We start from the raw sequence: 21,233 nt of genomic DNA, 5'->3' as shown, positions 1-21,233 counted from the left end.
TGACAATATTGAAATATTTACTTATATATAATTAATTATTAATTATTAATACATATGATCATTAAAAAAAAAATACTATTCATAATATTTATTATTTGTCTTATAACAATAGAAATATTTTTATACAAATATCCATTAAAAAAAAATAATAATAAAAATATAAAATATTTATATACACAACATACACACATTAAATTATCAAAATCAGAATTATTTATTATAAATCATAAAAATATTTATGGAATATTAACATCTATGAAATTAATTAAAATATATATTCAAAAAAAACAATTTGAGAAATCTATTATTTGTTTAAATTATGCTTTAAAATTTACTCAAGAAAAAAATTTACGTATAATTTTACAAGTCAGATTAGCTAGAGTACACATTGAAAAACAACAATATTTAAAATCTATAAAATTATTAAATTATATTAAAAATATTACTTGGAAAAAATTATCAAAAAAAATAACCAGTGATATTTTTAGAAAACAAAAAAATATGAATCAGGCTTTAAAAAATTGGAATAATATAAATGTTATAAAAGTATCATCTATATATAAATTATAATTATGAAATACTATAAATCAAAATATTATTTATATAATCATCTTTAACATTGTACATATAATAATATAACAATTTATTTTTATTAATATTTTGAGAATATAAAATTTATGCTATCTATTGTTATTACTCTTATTGGAAAACCTAATGTAGGAAAATCTACTTTATTTAATCAATTAACAAAAACTAATAATGCTTTAGTTAGTAATCATCCTAATTTTACAAGAGATCGAAAATATGGATATTTAAAATTTAAAAAAAAAAATATTACTATTATTGATACTGCAGGAATAAATACATTTTGTAATATAAAGACAGAAATAGAAAAAAAAATTATTAATCAAACAATTATTGCTATTAATGAAGCAAATTTAATTTTTTTTATCTTAAATATTCATAAAGAAATAACATATGAAGATGAAGAAACTATTAAAAAACTACGGGAAAAAGGTAAAACTATATTTTTAATATTAAATAAAATTGATAAAATAAAAAATTATAAATATAAATTAAATGAGTATTATTATTTAGGAATTAAATATATTATTCCAATTTCAGCAAAAACTAAAAAAGGTATTAACATATTACTTAAAAAATATTTAAATACTTGGATAGAATCACAATATATTAATACAAAATCTGTGGAATATGAAGATGTAAAAAAAATAATTAAAATATCTATTATTGGTAAATCAAATGTTGGAAAATCAACATTATTAAATACATTATCTAATCAAAATAGAGTAATAACATGTAATATTCCTGAAACAACAAGGGATAGTATTTCAATACCAATATATTTTACAGGAAAAAAATATATATTTATTGATACTGCTGGTATAAAAAAAAATAATAATTTAGAATCCATACAAAAGTTATCTAATTTACAAACATTAAAGTCAATTTCTCAAACACATATTTCATTATTTGTTATAGATGCTACACAAAATATTTCTCATCAAGATTTAAATATATTAAATATTATTATTAATTCAGGAAATTCATTAGTAATTTTAATAAATAAATCTGAAAATCTTTCTTTAAAAGATAAAAAAATAATAAAAGAATATTTATTTTCTAAAAATACTTTAATTAAATTTATTCACATTCATTTTATTTCTGCTTTATATCATCAAGGTATTGAAAAAATATTTCAATTTATTGATGAATCATATATATTTTCAAAAAAAATTATGAAAACTTCACAATTAACAAAAATTATGAACGATGCTATTCACCATCATCCTCCAGTATTAATTAAGGGAAAAAAAATAAAATTTAAATATGCTCATCCTGGAGGATATAATCCTCCTATCATTGTATTACATGGAAATCAAATTTCTTCAATATCTAATATATATAAACGTTATTTAATAAATTTTTTCCAAAAATCCTTAAAATTAAAAGGAACGCCTATAAAAATTATATTAAAAAAACATATTAATCCATATAAAAAATAATAATTTATTTCATTTAAAATACTTATATTAATTAATAAATAAATTGAATTTATGTATATAATGGTATTTCTACTTTAATATTAGATGAAATATCAATAATTTTAGCTTGACACGCTAATCTACTCGAATATTCTAATCCCCATGCTTTATCTAAAACATCATTTTCTGATTCAGTAATTTTAGATAATAAATTATAACCTTCCCTCACGATACAGTGACATGTACTACAAGCACATGATTTTTCACATGCATGTTGCATATTAATATTATTATTTAAAGCAATATCTAAAATTGTATCTCCAATATGCATTGTAAATATTCCACCAGATGGTAGTAAAATTTTATGTGGTAAAAAAATAATTTTTGACATAATTTTTAATATTCCATGTAATATTCGTAAAATAAAGATATCTAATTAAAATATGAATACTAAATATTTAATTTAATTTCTATTTTTTGTATATCTATAATTTTTTTTTGATAAAATGATAATTTATATAATGTATTTATTGCTAGATTCCATTGTTTTTTATCTAACTCAGATTGTATTTGCAATTGGTATTTTTTAATTTTTACATGAATAAATGATTTAATGTTATGAAATTCATTTATTTCGTATCCATTTTTTTGAAATATTTCGAAACGTTCAGATAAATTAAATTGTTCCATTAAAAATTTTTTTTTATTTTTTAAATGATTTTTATTCTGTAAAGAAAATCCATATAATGAAAGTAAATACTGATATCTAAGAAACGGATTTTTTAAAATTTTATATCCTTGATTAATTATAATAGATTGTTTGAGCATGGCTTTCTGTTTTTGTTGAGATAAATGCATAGCATGATCAGGATGAAATTGACGTTGTAATTTATAAAAACGATAAGATAACAATTTACAATCAACTTCAGATTTTTGTTCTATTTGAAATAATTTAAAATAATTCATAATAATACTCAAAATATAATAAAGAAAAATTATATAATTTTACAATAGTTTATTTATATAATTTAATATAGATACATTCAAGTAATATGTACATATTGAATGTATCTATAATATTTTCAAATATTATACAATCAATTTATAAAACTACTGATTTTTTCTTTTATAATCAGAAATAGCATCTCTTATAGCATCTTCAGCTAAAATAGAACAATGAATTTTTACTGGAGGTAATTTTAATTCTTGTGCAATATTAGTATTTCGTATAGTTCCCGCTTCTTCTAATGATTTACCTTTAATCCATTCAGTAATTAGTGAACTAGAAGCAATAGCAGAACCACATCCATATGTTTTAAAACAAGCATCCTCAATAATACCTTGACTATTTACTTTAATTTGTAATTTCATAACATCTCCACATGCAGGAGCTCCCACTAAAGCATTACCAATGTTATTATCTTTAGAATTTTTAAAAGATCCAACATTTCTGGGATTTTCGTAATGATCTATAACTTTTTTACTATATGTCATAATTTCATTTTACCTTTTAAAGATTTTAATTATATTTCCATTGTACTTTATTTAAATCAATACCAGATTTAAACATTTCCCATAATGGAGATAATTCACGTAATTTTTTAATAGCTTTATGAACTGTACAAATAGTATAATCTATTTCTTCTTTTGTAGTAAATCGACCGATTGAAAATCTAATAGAACTATGTGCTAATTCATCTTTTAAACCAAGTGCACGTAATACATATGATGGTTCTAAACTAGCAGAAGTACAAGCTGACCCAGAAGAAACAGCTAAATTTTTTAAAGCCATAATTAAAGATTCACCTTCAACATAATTAAAACTAACATTTAAAATATGAGGAGCACTATTTTTTAGGTTAGTATTTAAATATACTTCTTCAATCATATTAATACCTTGCCATAAATGATTTCTTAATTTTAATAAATAAGACAATTCATGTAACATATTTTTTTTTGCTATGTAACATGCAGTACCCATACCAATAATCTGGTGTACTGGTAAAGTTCCAGATCTCATACCTCTTTCATGACCACCACCATGAATTTGAGCAGATAAACGTACTCTAGGTTTACGCTTAACATATAAAACACCCACACCTTTAGGGCCATAAATTTTATGAGCAGAAAATGACATTAAATCAATATGAATTTTTTTTAAATCTAAAGGTAATTTTCCAATACCTTGAGTTGCATCTACATGAAATAAAATATTATTTTTATGACAAATTTTAGATATTTTATAAATATCTTGAATTGTACCTGTTTCATTATTTACATACATTATAGATATTAATATAGTATTTTTATTAATGCATTCTTTAATTTTTTTTAAATTAATTATTCCATTTACTTCTGGATTTATATAAGTAACTTGATATTTTTTTTGTTCTAAATATCTACAAGTATCTAAAACTGATTTATGCTCTGTACTGCTAGTAATAATATGATTTCCTTTATTTTTATAAAAATCACAGCATCCTTTAATAGCAAGATTATTAGATTCTGTAGCACCAGAAGTAAATATTATTTCACGAGGATCAACATTAATTAACTCAGATATCTTTTCTCTTGCAATATCTACTGATTCTTCTGCTAACCAACCAAATTTATGTGATCTAGATGCAGTATTACCAAATGTTCCATTTAGTGTAAGATATTTCATCATATCTTGTGCAACTTTTTCATCTACAGGAGTTGTTGAAGCATAATCTAAATAAATTGGAAATTTCATGAATTCTATTCCTTAAAATTCAACCTATAAATAAAATTTCTATTTTAAAGCATTATTTATCACGTATTATAGTATATTAGTAGATACTAATAATATACACAGTAAATAGTTTCATTGAAAGATTGAAATTATAATTTATAATTTCAAAAAAAATAAATTTATAAATTTAAAAGTAGACTAAGTATATTATAATGTAGTATATTATAAAAATATAAAATATATAGGGATGTAACTCAATTTGGTAGAGTATCGGTCTCCAAAACCGAAAGTTGAGGGTTCAAGTCCCTCCGTCCCTGTAATAATAAACACTTAAAAGATATTCTTTCTGTATAATATTTTATATTGAACATGTAATCTACAATATCAATGTCTTAAAACACTAAAAATTTTTAGTATTATAAAATAACATGAATATCAAGATAATTTGAAAATTTTTAACCGAACATATTTAATATTATAATTAATTATATTTTTATATTATTGAGAACATAACTTTATGCCAATATATCGTTCCAAAACTAGTACTAGTGGCAGAAATATGGCTGGAGCTAGAGCTTTATGGCGAGCTACAGGAATGAATGATGAAGATTTTAAAAAACCAATCATTGCGGTTGTTAACTCTTTTACTCAATTTGTTCCAGGACACATTCATTTACAAGCAATAGGACAACTCATTGCAAATGAAATTAATGCATCTGGAGGAGTAGCAAAAGAATTTAATACAATTGCTATTGATGATGGAATTGCTATGGGACATAGTGGTATGTTATATTCTTTGCCGTCTAGAGAATTAATAGCAGATTCGATTGAATATATGATAAATGCACATTGTGTAGATTCTATGATATGTATTTCAAATTGTGATAAAATTACACCAGGTATGTTAATGGCTTCTTTAAGATTAAATATACCATCTGTTTTTGTATCTGGCGGACCTATGGAAGCTGGAAAAATTGATAATAGATTAACTAAAATTAATTTAGTTGATGCAATTAGTGAAAGCGCAAATACAAAGATACCTGATAATATAATTGATCAAATTGAACGATCTGCATGTCCTACTTGTGGATCATGTTCAGGTATGTTTACTGCCAATTCTATGAATTGTTTAATAGAAGCAATGGGATTATCATTACCTGGAAATGGTACTTTATTAGCTACTCATACTGACAGAAAAAAGTTATTTCTGCAATCTGCTCAAACTATAGTAAATTTAACAAAAAGATATTATCAAGATGATGATATTTCTACATTACCAAGAAATATTGCAAATAAACATGCTTTTTATAATGCTATGAAATTAGATATTGCTATGGGTGGATCTACTAATACTATATTACATTTATTAGCCGCTGCTCAAGAAGGAAAAATTAATTTTACAATGAGCGATATTGATAAATTATCCAAAATTACTCCACATTTATGTAAAGTTGCACCAAGTACAGAAATATATCATGTAGAAGATGTACATCGAGCTGGTGGTGTAATGGGAATACTTGGAGAATTAAATAGAATTAATTTATTGAATACTCACGTAAAAAATATATTAGGTATTTCTTTAAAAAAAATGTTAAATAAATACGATATTACAACCACTCAAGATAAAAAAATTCTTAAAATGTTTAGAGCAGGACCATTAGGAGTACGTACTATAAAACCATATTCTCAATCTTTTCGATGGGTAGCAGTCGATAAAGATCGCGAACAAGGATGTATAAGATCATCAAAATTTGCTTTTAGCAAAGAAGGTGGTTTAGCAGTATTATATGGAAATTTAGCAAAAAATGGCTGTATTATTAAAACAGCTGGTCTTAAAAAAAATCAATTTATTTTTCAAGGTCCAGCAAAAGTTTATGAAAGTCAAGAATCAGCAGTAAAAGCAATATTAAATAATAAAATTAATAAAGGTGATGTCATTGTTATTAGATATGAAGGACCTAAAGGAGGACCTGGAATGCAAGAAATGTTATATCCTACTACTTATTTAAAATCAATGGGTATTGACAAAGAATGCGCACTAATTACTGATGGTCGATTTTCCGGTGGAACTTCTGGATTATCTATTGGGCATATTTCACCAGAAGCTGCAAATAAAGGTATTATTGCTTTAGTGCAAGATCAAGATATAATATATATTAATATTCCTAAAAGAATAATTCATTTAGAAATATCAGAAAAAGAATTACAAATTCGTATGCAGAAAGAAGAATTAAAATCAAAAAATTCTTATCAACCTAAAAATCGAAATAGACCTATTTCATTTGCATTAAAAATGTATGGATTTTTTGCAACTAGTGCAGATAAAGGTGCAGTACGTGATTATAAAAAAATTCATGATTATAAAAGTATGTAATCAAGTTGTTATTATATAAAATTTGATTATTATATGTATTATAAAAAATATATTTATATCTTGTTTATATTAAAATATTAATAATATTAAATATACTTTTAAAAAATTAGGAATAATATATGAAAAATTATTTTAATACACTTAATTTTCGTCAAAAAATTACACAATTAAAAAAGTGTCGTTTACTCAGTAAAAAAGAATTTAATAATAAAACCAACATATTGAAAAATAAAAATATAGTTATTATTGGTTGTGGTGCGCAAGGTTTAAATCAAGGTTTAAATATGAGAGATTCAGGATTAAATATTTCATATGCTCTTCGAGAAGATAGTATTAATAAAAAAAATAAATCTTGGTTAAATGCTACAAAAAATAACTTTAAAGTAGGAAATTATAATGAATTAATTCCTACAGCTGATTTAATTATTAATTTAACACCTGATAAACAACATAGGCAAGTTATTGATAATATACAACATTTAATAAAAAAAAATGCTATTTTAGGTTATTCTCATGGATTTAATATTGTTGAAACAGGTCAAATTATTCGACAAGATATTACTGTAATTATGGTAGCTCCTAAATGTCCAGGTACTGAAGTTAGAGAAGAATATAATAGAGGATTTGGAGTTCCTGCTTTAATTGCAGTACATGATCAAAATGATCCTTGGAAAGACGGTTTAGAAATTGCAAAATCTTGGGCTTATGCTATAGGCAGCCATAAAGCAGGAGTATTAGAATCTTCATTTATTGCTGAAGTAAAATCCGATTTAATGGGAGAACAAACAATATTATGTGGATTATTACAAACTAGTTCATTAGTATTATATAAATATTTAATTGCTAAAGGACATAATTCAAATTATGTAATTAAATTATTACAACATGGTTGGGAGATACTTACTGAATCTTTAAAACATGGTGGTATTAAATTAATGTTAGATCGTTTATCTAATTCATCAAAAATTAGAGCATGTCAATTATCGAATGAATTAAAAACAATTTTTACTCCTCTATTTAAAAAACATATGGATGATATTATTTCTGGTCAATTTTCTTCTACTATGATTGATGATTGGAATAATAAAGATAAGAATTTATTGATGTGGCGTGAAAAAATAAAAAATACACAATTTGAAAAATTACCAAAATCTGATATAAATATTTCAGAAGAAGATTATTTTAATCATGGCACATTAATGGTTTCTATATTAAAAGCTGGGGTAGAATTATCTTTTGAAATTATGGTGCAATCTGGTATTAAAAAAGAATCTGCATATTATGAATCTTTACATGAATTACCTTTAATTGCTAATACTATTTCTAGAAAACGTTTTTATGAGATGAATATGGTAATATCTGATACAGCAGAATATGGAAGTTATTTATTTACAAATCGAGCTACTAAAATTCTTAATAATTTCTTACATTGCTTACAAAATCAAGATATTGGTGATACTTACCCAAATCAAAAAATTGACAATATTAATTTACAACAACTAAACGATAATATTCAAAATCATCCAATTGAAAAAATTGGAAAAAAACTAAGAAGTTATATGGTAAAAATGAAAAGTATTTCAAATATTTAAAATTTTATAGTATTTATAATATTTTATAATTTTTAAAATAATTAATTTTATTATCATTTTAAAATATTTCCTACTTATGTTGATACATTTAAATAAAAAAAATAAAAACATATAATTTATTAATATTATAAATACCATCTAATACTAATATAAAAATACAATCAAAATATTTATATAATATCAATATAAAAATATCAATTTTTAAATACTTTTTAATGTTACATTTTAAGTATACAAAATATTGAAATAAATAAAATGCTTTTATAATGATAAAATATATTTATTTCTTTACTGATATCAATTACTTTTATATCATAAAATCACTAACATGATATAAAAACTATAAATTATCAAAAATAATTTTATATATCTTATTACAAACTGATAATACAAAATCTTATAATATATAATAAACATTTAAAAACGATATTTGATGTTTTAATCATTTAATATATCAATATTTTTAAAAATCAAATAATTATATTATAAATATTTTTATTTATTAATAAATATCAAAATATTACTATAATTTATATCAATTTATTAAATACTTATGAAATACACTTATTTTTCTATAGTACCACATGATAATTACTTTATTCATCCACATATATATTAAATATTTAATATATTCTTATTACAATTTAGTTATCTTAATTAAAATTATCAAGATAAAAAAATAATTATTATTTTAAATAATATGAAATATTAAAATATTTTAATTTTATTTTTATATATTTAAAATATTTTCTTTCAATATATAAAATACAATAAAAATACTGTATGTAAAAATAAAATATATTGCTTTATACATTTATATACACAATCAAAACTGTAAACATGATTTAATTTTATAAAAAGTATAACAGATTCAAATTTTAAAACAACATTTTTAAAAAATTTTAATTTCATATATGAAAATATTTTACTTGATACATTTAACATTCGAATATTAAATATTTAATCTATATTTCATATTTTATCTGTATAAATAATTAGATATTTTAAAATTATTAATATTTTATTATATTTTTATTAATAGTATAAAAATTAAAAATATAAAACCAATTAAACTTAAAATAAAAATGATTTAAATATTATTCCGAAATCTAATTGACACATAATTATATTTTAACAATCTTAAAATTAATAGTTTATATATTTAATTTTAAAGATTATAATGCATGCAAATAATAAAATATTAAAATATTAAATTATTAAATTATTAAATTTATAATTGATAATATAAACAATCATTATTCTAGTATAAACACAAAATAAATATTTATAGTAATATTAATCATATTTAAATATTCTTAAATCACTATTTTCAAAATAATACTGATATTTAAAGATATTATTTGATATTTATACAATATTTTACAAAATAGAAATAACAATATTACAAATCAAATTTAATGAATAACTGTTCATACTATTATAAAATCATAATTTATTTAATATTTTTATTAACAAAAGAATATTTGATTACATATTAATTCTTTGAAAATGATATATAACAATTTTTATATAACAATGACAAACAAATGACATTCCATTTTTATAACAAATATAATACTAAAATTATTCACAAGAACTCAATGCATTTATGAAAATCAGTTAAAAATACTTGTATTAAAAATATTTTACTATACTACACCTGTATTTAATGAATATATAAATCTTACTAATACAAGTTTACTTATACAACTTTAATATAAAAATAAATTAAGGAAGACATATGATTGATCATCATATCATTAATTTAACAGATAAAAATTTTGAAGAAATTGTATTAAATAACACACAACCAGTACTTGTTGATTTTTGGGCTGAATGGTGTGGACCTTGTCAAATGTTTGCACCTATTTTAGAAAAAATCGCTCAAAAATATCAAAATCATTTAATTATTGCAAAAATTAATATTGATACTTTCCCAAATATAGCTTCAAATTATTCTGTTCAAAGTATACCCACTTTATTATTTTTTCAAGATAAAAAAGTAATTTATACACATGTAGGTATGATTAATGAGGCAGAAATTAAGAAAATAATAACAAAATATCTAAATATAATAATATAATACATCATTATATATTAGCGGTTAATTAATACTTAGAACCGCTAGATATATTTATAACATCATATTGTTCTTTTCACATTATTTTATTTTAACTTATATCAAATAAAAATAGTTTATATCCTAAATTAATACTATTTAAAAATATATTTCATAAATATTCTAATCTTTATTAAGAATCTATTACTATGAATTTGACTGCTTTAAAAAATATGCCTGTCTCTGAATTATTAATTCTTGGTAAAAATATAGAATTAGATAATTTAGCTCGCATGAGAAAACAAGATATTATATTTACTATTCTTAAACAACATGCAAAAAGCGGAGAAAATATATTTGGAGATGGAGTTTTAGAAATTTTACAAGATGGATTTGGTTTTTTACGTTCTTCAGATAGCTCCTATTTATCTGGACCTGATGATATATATGTTTCTCCTAGTCAAATTTATAAATTTAATTTAAGAACAGGAGATAGTGTAACAGGAAAAATACGACCTCCAAAAGAAGGAGAACGATACTTTGCTTTATTAAAAATACACAAAGTAAATTATGATCAACCTGAAAATTCAAAAAGTAAAATTTTATTTGAAAATTTAACACCTTTACATGCAAATTCAAGATTACGCATGGAAAAAGGAACTGGATGTTGTAATGATTTAACTGCTCGAATTTTAGATCTATCTACACCAATAGGAAAAGGTCAAAGAGGATTAATTGTTGCTCCCCCAAAAGCTGGAAAAACTATTCTTTTACAAAATATTGCAAAAAGTATAACTTATAATCATCCAGAATGTGTACTTATGGTACTTTTAATTGATGAAAGACCAGAAGAAGTAACTGAAATGCAAAGATTAGTTAAAGGAGAAGTAGTAGCATCCACTTTTGATGAACCTTCATCTAGACACATTCAAGTAGCTGAAATGGTTATTGAAAAAGCTAAACGATTAGTTGAACATAAAAAAGATGTAATTATTTTATTAGATTCTATTACAAGATTAGCTAGAGCGTATAATACTATTATTCCGTCTTCTGGTAAAGTATTAACTGGTGGTGTTGATGCTAATGCTTTACATCGACCTAAACGTTTTTTTGGAGCTGCAAGAAATGTAGAAGAAGGAGGTAGTTTAACAATCATTGCTACTGCTTTAATTGATACTGGATCTAAAATGGATGAAGTAATTTATGAAGAATTTAAAGGTACTGGAAATATGGAGTTATTATTATCTAGAAAAATTTCAGAAAGACGTATTTTTCCAGCTATTGATTATAATCGATCCGGAACTAGAAAAGAAGAACTATTAACGTCATCCGACGAACTACAAAAAATGTGGATTTTACGTAAAATTATTCATCCTATGAATGAAATTGATGCTATGGAATTTTTAATTAATAAATTATCGATGACTAAAACAAATTATGAATTTTTTAATATGATGAAAAGATCTTAATATTTTATGAATTCATCAATCTATTAATCTAGATCAATATCGAACCAACTATCATAATATATATAATGCTACATGTAATAATATAATTATTATCTAAGAATATGAAAAAAAATTATCAAGATTAAAATATAAATATAATATTATTATTGATTATAAATAAAATTGAAAAATATTATAACATAAAATACTAGACATTTATTATAATATACCATATTATTATATTAAGTGCTCGTAGCTCAGTTGGATAGAGCGCTACCCTCCGAAGGTAGAGGTCTCAGGTTCGAATCCTGTCGAGCGCATGAAAAATAAATTTATTTTATATTTGTATTATATAATTTATATGTTATTATATAATTAAGTTACTTAAAATATTTTGGTGACTATAGCTCAGTTGGTAGAGTCCTGGATTGTGATTCCAGATGTCATGGGTTCGATCCCCATTAGTCACCCCCAAATGATTACTATAATATTTTTTTATATTATTTAAATAATAATACTATTATATAAATTTTATATTTACTTATTATTTATATACCACGATTTTTATGTATCATATAAATTTTTAATTTCGGCGAATAGCGCAGCTTGGTAGCGCAACTGGTTTGGGACCAGTAGGTCAGAGGTTCAAATCCTCTTTCGCCGAATATCAATATCAATAAGTTAATATTGATATAATAAATAATTATATAAATTAATAATTAATTAAAATTCACTATGTATTAAAAAATTTTAATTATAACAGTACGTTTGAATTGAAATTTGAATATTTAAATATATATAATATTCTAAATATTCTTTATTGTATTATTTTTATCATCACGACCTTTGAAATAAAATTTAGAAAAATTCACACTTATATTACCAAGTGTATAAAATGATTCTTCTAAAATATTCCAAAAATTACGTTTACTACGATTACAAATCCAATTCCCATTTTTATAATTAAAATGATATCCATTAATATTTGTAGCTAACCAAATTTGTTTTAATATTTCTTGTTTACTAACAATAATTTTTTTATTTTTTTGAAACACTATAGTTAGAATTTGATAATTTACTTCATAATCTATATCATTTTCATGTGAGAAAATATCTAAATATTCTTCAATTGTTAATAAAATTTTATTAAATAAATTATGAAATGTTACACAATTAATATTCATATTTTATATTTTTTAAATTGGTTATAAATTAATATTATAGTTCAATAATTTAATCTATTTAAATATTTAAAGATTTTAAATAAAAAATAAAATATAATTTTAAATTATTATTCAATATATAATTAATCAGATTATGTTAAATACAAATAGAGTAAAAATATTTTTTTCAAAAATGCATGGATTAGGTAATGATTTTGTAATTATTAATAAAATTAATCAAAATTTTTATCTTTCTTCTCATATCATTACAAAATTATCAAATCGATATACAGGAATAGGATTTGATCAATTATTAATAATTGAAAAATCTAAACATCCAAAATACGATTTTTATTACCGTATTTTTAATGCTAATGGATCTGAAGTAACACAATGTGGTAATGGAGCAAGATGTTTTGCTTATTTTGTATATTTAAAAAAAATAACTAATAAAAAAATAATAATTCTTCAAACAAAAACTAATAATATACATATTAAAATATGTAATAAAAATAATATTGAAGTAAATATAGGTAAACCTATTTTTAATCCTACAAAAATTCCTATGTTATTCCCAAATATGTTCAAAAAATATCATATTAAAATAAATAATAAAAAAATAGAATTTGGAGCAGTATTTATTGGTAATCCGCATTGTATAATTATAGTAGATAACATAAAAACATACCCTGTTCATACAATAGGTAATCTATTAAGTAAACATTATTTATTTCCTAATCATATGAATATTAATTTTATGCAAATTATTAATACTAATCATATTTTATTACGAGTTTATGAGCGAGGGGTTGGTGAAACACAAGCTTGTGGTAGTGGAGCTTGCGCATCTGTAGTCATTGGTATTATGTGGAATTTACTTAAATCAGTAGTAACAGTTACTTTACCTGGAGGTAATTTAAAAATCTACTGGAAAGGATTAAATCATTCCATTTATATGATAGGACCCGCTGAACATGTATATGATGGTCAAATATATATTAATACTAAATAATTTTAATTAAATTGTTATTTTTATGTTATTTGAATAAGGTATTTAATTGGTGTAATATATTTTGATTTAAATATTTTAAATTCTATATGTAGTATAAAAGGAGAAATTTTGTCGTATTTTAGAAAAGATAATAAAAAAAAATATCCAGTTAATAATATATCTTTAAATTCTCAATATAATATTAATAATAATCAATACATTATGAAAGGAACAAAAACATTTAATAAAGTACTTTTTTCTTTGTTTTGTGCTGGATTAGCTACATTTTCTATTTTATATTGTGTACAACCTATATTACCAACATTTTCTATTGAATTTCATTTAACTCCTTATGAAAGTAGTTTATCTTTATCTGCTGCTACTGCTACTATGGCTATAGGTATGTTATTTACAGGATCATTATCTGATGCTATAGGTAGAAAAATAGTTATGAGTAGCTCTTTATTTTTAGCTACATTATTTACTATTTTATGTTCTTTATTAGATACATGGAATGAAATTATTATTATGCGTATGCTAACTGGTTTTGCATTAAGTGGAGTAGCAGCAGTTGCAATGACATATTTAAGTGAAGAAGTACATCCTAAAGTATTACCATTTGCTATTGGATTATATATTAGTGGTAACACTATAGGTGGTTTTTCAGGACGATTATTAAGTAGTATTTTAGTTAATTATTGTACATGGAAAACATCATTATTGATAATAGGTATACTATCTTTTACAGCGTCTATGATATTTTTTAGATTGTTACCAGAATCAAAAAATTTTCATGGTATTTCTTTAAAACCCCAAAAAATTTTAGATAACCTAATATTACAATATAGTGACAAAATATTATCTTCTCTTTTTATTATTGGTTTTATCTTAATGGGAAGTTTTGTTACACTATTTAATTATGTCGGATATCGTTTAATGATTAAACCATTTTTTTTAAATCAAGTAGTTATAGGATTTCTATCTATAGTATATTTAACTGGAGTATATAGTTCACCTAAAGCTAGTAAATTAATTCAAAAATATGGACGAAGACAGGTTTTAATTTATTCATTACTTACTATGATATTTGGTTTATTAGTTACACAATTAGATATTTTAATTTTTATCATTTTTGGATTAATGTTATTTTCTAGTGGTTTTTTTTCAGCTCATTCTATTGCTAGTAGTTGGATAGGACATCGTACTAAAATTGCTAGAGGCCAAGCATCTTCTTTATATTTATGTTGTTATTATTTAGGTTCAAGTATTTTAGGAACATTTAGCGGAGTTTTTTGGTCTTTTGGACATTGGGCGGGTATTTCAATATTTGTAATTTTTATACTAGTTATTGCAATAAAAATAATTTATAAATCAAATCGTTAATATTAATAATATAACTTATATATTTTAAAATATAAAAAATCATAATTATTTAATTTTAATATATGTATTTTAATTTAAATAAATAAAATTATATTATATTTTATATATGATGAACTAAAATATTATAAAATATATTTATGTTATATGAAAATTATACAACTATTTTACTATCATTATTTTATTTTAAGAAAATGTGTTTATTGTGAAATTACTATATATCATAGTATTAATAAAATTTTTAAAAATCTTAAACAATACAATAATTTTAAAATTAAAATTATTGTATTTTATAATATAATTTATAAAATAAATAAAATATTTATTTGCTTTATTACATAATTCAATTGAATTTCTAAATTATTAAAATCATTAAACTTATATATTATCATATCAATTCAAATTAAAATTGAAATTGAAATTTAAATTATTCAATATTACATTTTTATAATAAATATTGAAATTATAGTCTTAAAAAATAAAAAATTTATTTTTATTTTTATTTTATTTTTTGAATTATTTGATAATTATTTGAATATTAAAATATAAATTTGAAATAATATTTCCATATAGATAATATATTCTATTGATTTAATTTATTTAATATATTTAATATATTATGTAAAATATTTTATTAAATTATTATAATATAATAAAATTATATTTTACTATAAATATTCTATAAAAAATTATATTATATAAAACACATAATAATCAAAAATAATTTTTATATTATAAATTATTAGATATTAAATATTATTTTTAAATTAATTAAGTTATTTATGATAAAAAAAAATAATATATTCAAAAAAATACATAAAAATTTACATCATAGATTTGATATTATATCCAAAATTCGTAAATTTTTTAAGAAAAAAAATATTTTAGAAATAGAAACACCTATACTTACAAAATTTACAGTAACAGATATAAATTTATTTCCTTTTAAAGTATATCCAGAAAACTCATATAATACAGATAATAAAAAAAATATGTGGTTAATTACCAGCCCTGAATATCATATGAAACGATTATTATCAGAAGGTATAGGATCTATATATCAAATTTGCCATTGTTTTCGAAGTGGAGAAATTGGAAATCATCATAATCCAGAATTTACAATGTTAGAATGGTATCAACCAAATTATGACATGTTTGATATGATAAATGAAGTAGATAATTTTTTAAAAATTATTGTTAATATCAAAAAATCTGATCAAATTTCTTATCAAAATATTTTTATGAAATATTTTTTTATTGATCCATTAAATACTAATATTTCTGAACTAAATTACATAGTTAAAAAATTAGGTCACAAACATTTACTTAATCAAAATAATACTATACAAAATTTATTAGAATTAATATTTACTATCGGAATTGAACCAAATATTGGTCAATATAATCCTATTTTTATCTATCATTACCCTATTGAACAAGCATTACTTTCAAGAAAAAATTTAATAGACATTCGAATTTCAGATAGATTTGAAGTTTTTTTTAAAGGTTTAGAATTAGGTAATGGATTTTGTGAATTAATTGACCGAAATGAACAAACAAAAAGATTTCAAAAAGATAATTTCAATCGAATAAACCTTAATCTTCCAAATCGGTCAATAGATTTTCGTTTTTTACAATCTTTATCATCTAATATGCCATCATGTTCAGGTGTTTCAATCGGATTAGACAGATTAATGATGATTATTTTAAAATTAAAAAAAATTAATGATGTATTATCTTTTTCTTTTCAAAATTGTTAAATATAGTAATAATAATTTTTACCAATAATGTTCACTACTAATATGACCTGGATTACGTCGAAAATGTTTTTTGAGTGATCTATTATTTATTAAATATAATTGTGTTTCTTTTACCATATTTGGATTACCACACAACATAACATGAGATGTATTAGGTGTTATTATATGACCCACTTGATTTTCAAGATCATTTGAATGTAATAATTGAGGTATTCTGCCAATTAATGATGTTTTATCATATTCACGACTAACTATTGTTTGAAATATTAATTGATTTATATATTTTTTTTTTAATTTTTTGATTAATGAAGAATATATTAATTCTCTTTTATATCTTACAGCATGAATTAATATAATTTTTTTAAATTTTTTAAGTTGAGATCCATCTTGTAATATAGAACAAAATGGACCTATTGCAGTACCTGTAGAAAACATCCACAAGATTTCACAGTTTGGAATTTCATATATTGTAAAAAATCCATTTGCATGTTGAGAAAGTAATATTTTTTGATTTTTTAATAAATGATATAATTTATTACTCATGATACCATTTTGGATTAATGTAATACAAAATTCTAAATTTTTATTTTTCGGGTCATTTACAAAGGAATATGCTCTTTGAATATATTTATTTTTATTTATTATTGCTATTTTTGTAAATTGACCAGATATAAATGGTAATATTGAAGATTTTAAAAATAATTTAAATAAATTTGATGTCCATTTTTGGATTCTTATTACCCTTGCATTAATCCATTGAGTCATATTATTTATTATCCTTATAAATTATTAATTAATTATATAATTTCAATAAATTTAAATATTATATAAATATTTGTTAATTTAATTAATATATTTATAATTTTATAATATAAATCGACTAAGATCTTCATTAGTAACTAATTTATCTAAATGTTTACTAACATAGTCACTATTAATATCAATTGTATTGTCTTTCATTTTATCTGCATTAAAGGAAATATCTTCCATTAGACGTTCTAAAACAGTATATAATCTTCGTGCTCCAATATTTTCCATAGATTCATTGACTTGCCATGATGCTTCTGCTATTTTTCGTATTCCATCTTTAGTAAAATTAATTTTTACACCTTCCGTTTTCATTAATTCGATATATTGCATAGTAATCGAAGTTTTTGGTTCAGTAAGGATTTTTTCAAAATCATTTACAGTTAATGCTTTTAATTCTACTCGAATAGGTAATCTGCCTTGTAATTCAGGTATAAGATCTGATGGTGTTGAAATCTGAAAAGCTCCAGAAGTAATAAATAAAATATGATCTGTTTTTATTACACCATGTTTAGTTGATACAGTACATCCTTCCACTAACGGTAATAAATCACGTTGTACACCTTCTCTCGATATATCTAAACCAGATGTTCCTCTTTTTTTACATATTTTATCTAATTCATCAATAAATACTATACCATTTTGTTCAACAGCATGAATTGCTTCTTGTTTTAATTCTTCTAAATTTAATAATTTTACTGATTCTTCATCAGATAATAATTTCATTGCATCTTTAATTTTAAGTCTTTTAGTAGTGTGTTTTGGATTATTGACATTCTGAAATAACATTTGCAATTGATTAGTTAATTCTTCCATTCCTGGTGGAGCCATAATTTCCACTCCCATGGAATTATTTGATACATTAATTTCAATTTCTTTGTCATCTAATTTTCCTTCTTTTAACTGTTTTCGAAAAATTTGAATTGTTTCTGTAGGACGTGCCGATTTATCAGATTGGTCAGCATGATCCCAATTTTTTACAGTAGGAACAAGAACATCTAATATTTTTTTTTCAGCAATTTTTCTAGCGTGACGTTTATTTTTTTTAATTTTTTGAACACGAACTATTTTTATTGCAACATCCATAAGATCTCGAATAATCGAATCTACTTCTTTTCCTACATATCCTACTTCAGTAAATTTAGTAGCTTCTACTTTAATAAAAGGAGCATTAGCTAATTTTGCTAATCGTCTTGCAATTTCTGTTTTTCCTACTCCTGTTGGTCCAATCATCAATATATTTTTAGGAGTAATTTCACTTCTTAATTCATTATTTAATTGCATTCTTCTCCATCTATTTCTTAATGCAATTGCTACAGCTCGTTTGGCTTTATCTTGACCAACAATAAATTTATTTAATTCATTGACAATATCATGAGGAGTCATTGTGGACATTGAGGTAATCCCCCTTTATTATATATCTGAAATTAATTCTTTTATAGTAAATATATGATTAGTATATATGCAAATATCAGCAGCAATAGTTAATGATTTTTCTACTATTTGTTTTGCATCAAGAGTAGTATTTTTTAATAATGCATGTGCTGCAGCTTGTGCATAAGGTCCACCAGATCCAATTGCAATGATATCATTTTCTGGTTGTATAACATCTCCACTACCTGTAATAATTAAGGAAATGTTTTTATCAGCTACTGCTAATAACGCTTCTAATTTTCTTAATATTCGATCACTTCGCCAATCTTTTGCTAATTCTATAGCCGCTTTTTGTAATCGTCCTTGATAGATTTCTAATTTTTTTTCGAATAATTCAAATAAAGTAAATGCATCAGCTGTTCCTCCAGCAAATCCAGAAATCACTTTATTATTATAAAGAGATCTCACTTTTTGAACATTCTTTTTCATGACGGTATTACCTAAGGTGGCTTGTCCATCACCTCCGATTACTACTTTGTTATTTAATCTAATACTTAATATTGTTGTCATGAAATAATCTCTATATAATATAATTGAATATTATCTATCTTAAAATTTTAAAATATCTTTGAATTATCTTGAAATTTTTATAGATAAATATATTTTTATTTTGTATTTAACTTATTTTATCACAATTTATTGCAATGTTATATTTTTAAATATTTTATATTTTCAATATATCATAAAAAATTATATAATTAAAATAATTATTTTATTCTTTCAATTTAATATTGTAAAATTTTAATACAAATTATTATAAGGAATAATATAATGAAAAAAAATATTCATCCAAAATATTATGCAATATCTGCTATTTGTTCTTGTGGAAATCAAATTAATATTTTTTCAACACTAAATAAAAAAGTATTAAATTTAGATATATGTTCTAATTGCCATCCTTTTTATACAGGAAAACAACGTGTTGTAAATCGAGGGGGTCGTATTGAAAAATTTAATAAAAAATTTTTTATGAATTAATTAAAATATAAATCAATTTTTTTAAAATATATTTTTATTACTTTTAAATCTATTGGAGCGGGAAACGAGATTCGAACTCGCGACCTCAACCTTGGCAAGGTTGTGCTCTACCAACTGAGCTATTCCCGCACTATTTATATTTTATATGTTATATTTCATATTATTAATATGTAATTTAATATATGTAAAAATAAGTAACAAACATATTAATCAGTCAATTTAATATTTTATTCTACTTTAATAAAAAATATTTTCAATTTTCATTCTATATTAAATTTAATACAATTTTAAAAAAAATACAATATATTTTTTATTGAATTGAATTATATTTCGTAATAATTAATATTAAATGTACACTCAACCATTTACTGATATAGATTTTTAAAAAATAATTCCATATTACCGTTCACCATCGTGAACGGTATATTTTTTTTCAATTGTTATCCGTTTTATATTACAATCCATATAATGCAATACTACTGGTGGTACAAACCACCAAATTAAATATTGTATGTTTGAAGCAACATC

General features: G+C 22.0%; 18 protein-coding genes and 5 tRNA genes. 14 read left to right on the top strand and 9 right to left on the bottom strand.

Features of this window, described 5'->3' with window-relative positions:
* The first annotated feature begins 54 nt into the window (after positions 1-54).
* Positions 55-570 carry a tetratricopeptide repeat protein gene (locus AB4W56_RS02050; RefSeq protein WP_367675807.1) on the top strand — a complete coding sequence of 172 codons (516 nt, stop codon included), beginning with the start codon at positions 55-57 and terminating at the stop codon, positions 568-570.
* Positions 571-677: 107 nt separating this feature from the next.
* Entirely contained in the window at positions 678-2,027 is a 1,350-nt protein-coding gene (der, locus tag AB4W56_RS02045; protein ID WP_367675806.1) for a ribosome biogenesis GTPase Der, read from the top strand.
* A 49-nt stretch (positions 2,028-2,076) separates the two neighbouring features.
* Here the strand turns inward: der and fdx are convergent, their stop codons facing one another.
* From fdx to AB4W56_RS02025, 4 genes are all read right to left on the bottom strand, one after another.
* Positions 2,077-2,397, bottom strand: coding sequence for an ISC system 2Fe-2S type ferredoxin (gene fdx / locus AB4W56_RS02040; protein ID WP_367675805.1), 321 nt, complete (start codon positions 2,395-2,397; stop codon positions 2,077-2,079).
* Positions 2,398-2,456: 59 nt separating this feature from the next.
* Positions 2,457-2,972: a Fe-S protein assembly co-chaperone HscB gene (gene hscB / locus AB4W56_RS02035; protein WP_367675804.1), complete on the bottom strand. Its 516-nt coding sequence runs from the start codon at positions 2,970-2,972 to the stop codon at positions 2,457-2,459.
* A 144-nt stretch (positions 2,973-3,116) separates the two neighbouring features.
* Positions 3,117-3,500 carry a Fe-S cluster assembly scaffold IscU gene (gene iscU, locus AB4W56_RS02030; RefSeq protein WP_367675803.1) on the bottom strand — a complete coding sequence of 128 codons (384 nt, stop codon included), beginning with the start codon at positions 3,498-3,500 and terminating at the stop codon, positions 3,117-3,119.
* Between the two features lie 25 nt (positions 3,501-3,525).
* The gene (locus tag AB4W56_RS02025) at positions 3,526-4,740 is read right to left on the bottom strand and encodes an IscS subfamily cysteine desulfurase (protein ID WP_367675802.1); all 1,215 of its coding nucleotides are present in this window, start codon (positions 4,738-4,740) and stop codon (positions 3,526-3,528) included.
* Positions 4,741-4,962: 222 nt separating this feature from the next.
* On the opposite strand from AB4W56_RS02025, the gene AB4W56_RS02020 reads away from it, so the two are divergent.
* From AB4W56_RS02020 to AB4W56_RS01985, 8 genes are all read left to right on the top strand, one after another.
* A tRNA-Trp gene (locus AB4W56_RS02020) sits at positions 4,963-5,036 on the top strand.
* Between the two features lie 200 nt (positions 5,037-5,236).
* Positions 5,237-7,093 (top strand): dihydroxy-acid dehydratase, encoded by a 1,857-nt coding sequence (gene ilvD / locus AB4W56_RS02015; RefSeq protein WP_367675801.1) that lies wholly within the window; start codon positions 5,237-5,239, stop codon positions 7,091-7,093.
* Between the two features lie 119 nt (positions 7,094-7,212).
* On the top strand, positions 7,213-8,685 hold the full coding sequence (ilvC, locus tag AB4W56_RS02010) for a ketol-acid reductoisomerase (protein ID WP_367675800.1): 1,473 nt from the start codon (positions 7,213-7,215) through the stop codon (positions 8,683-8,685).
* 1,741 nt (positions 8,686-10,426) lie between these two features.
* Positions 10,427-10,768: a thioredoxin gene (trxA, locus tag AB4W56_RS02005; RefSeq protein WP_367675799.1), complete on the top strand. Its 342-nt coding sequence runs from the start codon at positions 10,427-10,429 to the stop codon at positions 10,766-10,768.
* A gap of 185 nt (positions 10,769-10,953) precedes the next feature.
* Positions 10,954-12,213: a transcription termination factor Rho gene (rho, locus tag AB4W56_RS02000; protein ID WP_367675798.1), complete on the top strand. Its 1,260-nt coding sequence runs from the start codon at positions 10,954-10,956 to the stop codon at positions 12,211-12,213.
* 225 nt (positions 12,214-12,438) lie between these two features.
* Positions 12,439-12,512: transfer RNA gene (locus AB4W56_RS01995), tRNA-Arg, on the top strand.
* Between the two features lie 76 nt (positions 12,513-12,588).
* Positions 12,589-12,666, top strand: a tRNA-His gene (locus AB4W56_RS01990).
* A gap of 116 nt (positions 12,667-12,782) precedes the next feature.
* Positions 12,783-12,856, top strand: a tRNA-Pro gene (locus AB4W56_RS01985).
* A 142-nt stretch (positions 12,857-12,998) separates the two neighbouring features.
* Here the strand turns inward: AB4W56_RS01985 and cyaY are convergent.
* Positions 12,999-13,376 carry an iron donor protein CyaY gene (gene cyaY / locus AB4W56_RS01980; protein WP_367675797.1) on the bottom strand — a complete coding sequence of 126 codons (378 nt, stop codon included), beginning with the start codon at positions 13,374-13,376 and terminating at the stop codon, positions 12,999-13,001.
* 133 nt (positions 13,377-13,509) lie between these two features.
* Between cyaY and dapF the strand changes: the two genes are divergently transcribed.
* The 3 genes from dapF (at position 13,510) to epmA (ending at position 17,486) form a co-directional block, all read left to right on the top strand.
* Positions 13,510-14,367 (top strand): diaminopimelate epimerase, encoded by an 858-nt coding sequence (gene dapF / locus AB4W56_RS01975; protein ID WP_367675796.1) that lies wholly within the window; start codon positions 13,510-13,512, stop codon positions 14,365-14,367.
* Positions 14,368-14,475: 108 nt separating this feature from the next.
* Positions 14,476-15,729, top strand: a complete 1,254-nt coding sequence (locus AB4W56_RS01970; protein WP_367675795.1) for an MFS transporter — start codon at positions 14,476-14,478, stop codon at positions 15,727-15,729.
* A 779-nt stretch (positions 15,730-16,508) separates the two neighbouring features.
* Positions 16,509-17,486 carry an elongation factor P--(R)-beta-lysine ligase gene (gene epmA, locus AB4W56_RS01965; RefSeq protein WP_367675794.1) on the top strand — a complete coding sequence of 326 codons (978 nt, stop codon included), beginning with the start codon at positions 16,509-16,511 and terminating at the stop codon, positions 17,484-17,486.
* Positions 17,487-17,504: 18 nt separating this feature from the next.
* On the opposite strand, the gene AB4W56_RS01960 is transcribed toward epmA, so the two are convergent.
* From AB4W56_RS01960 to hslV, 3 genes are all read right to left on the bottom strand, one after another.
* A complete protein-coding gene (locus AB4W56_RS01960) occupies positions 17,505-18,251 on the bottom strand; it encodes an FAD-binding oxidoreductase (RefSeq protein ID WP_367675793.1) in 747 nt (248 codons plus the stop codon).
* A gap of 99 nt (positions 18,252-18,350) precedes the next feature.
* A complete protein-coding gene (gene hslU, locus AB4W56_RS01955; RefSeq protein ID WP_367675792.1) occupies positions 18,351-19,688 on the bottom strand; it encodes an ATP-dependent protease ATPase subunit HslU in 1,338 nt (445 codons plus the stop codon).
* 18 nt (positions 19,689-19,706) lie between these two features.
* Positions 19,707-20,237: an ATP-dependent protease subunit HslV gene (gene hslV, locus AB4W56_RS01950; protein ID WP_367675791.1), complete on the bottom strand. Its 531-nt coding sequence runs from the start codon at positions 20,235-20,237 to the stop codon at positions 19,707-19,709.
* A gap of 261 nt (positions 20,238-20,498) precedes the next feature.
* Between hslV and rpmE the strand changes: the two genes are divergently transcribed.
* Complete coding sequence (gene rpmE, locus AB4W56_RS01945; protein WP_367675790.1) at positions 20,499-20,705, top strand: 50S ribosomal protein L31; 207 nt, start codon at positions 20,499-20,501, stop codon at positions 20,703-20,705.
* 53 nt (positions 20,706-20,758) lie between these two features.
* Here the strand turns inward: rpmE and AB4W56_RS01940 are convergent.
* Positions 20,759-20,834: transfer RNA gene (locus AB4W56_RS01940), tRNA-Gly, on the bottom strand.
* Between the last annotated feature and the right edge of the window lie 399 nt (positions 20,835-21,233).

Source organism: Buchnera aphidicola (Phyllaphis fagi) (genome assembly GCF_964058955.1).
In the GTDB taxonomy this organism is placed as follows: domain Bacteria; phylum Pseudomonadota; class Gammaproteobacteria; order Enterobacterales; family Enterobacteriaceae; genus Buchnera_L; species Buchnera_L aphidicola_AI.
Note: the sequence above shows the minus strand (reverse complement) of the source record. Positions and strands in the feature narration are given on the sequence as shown.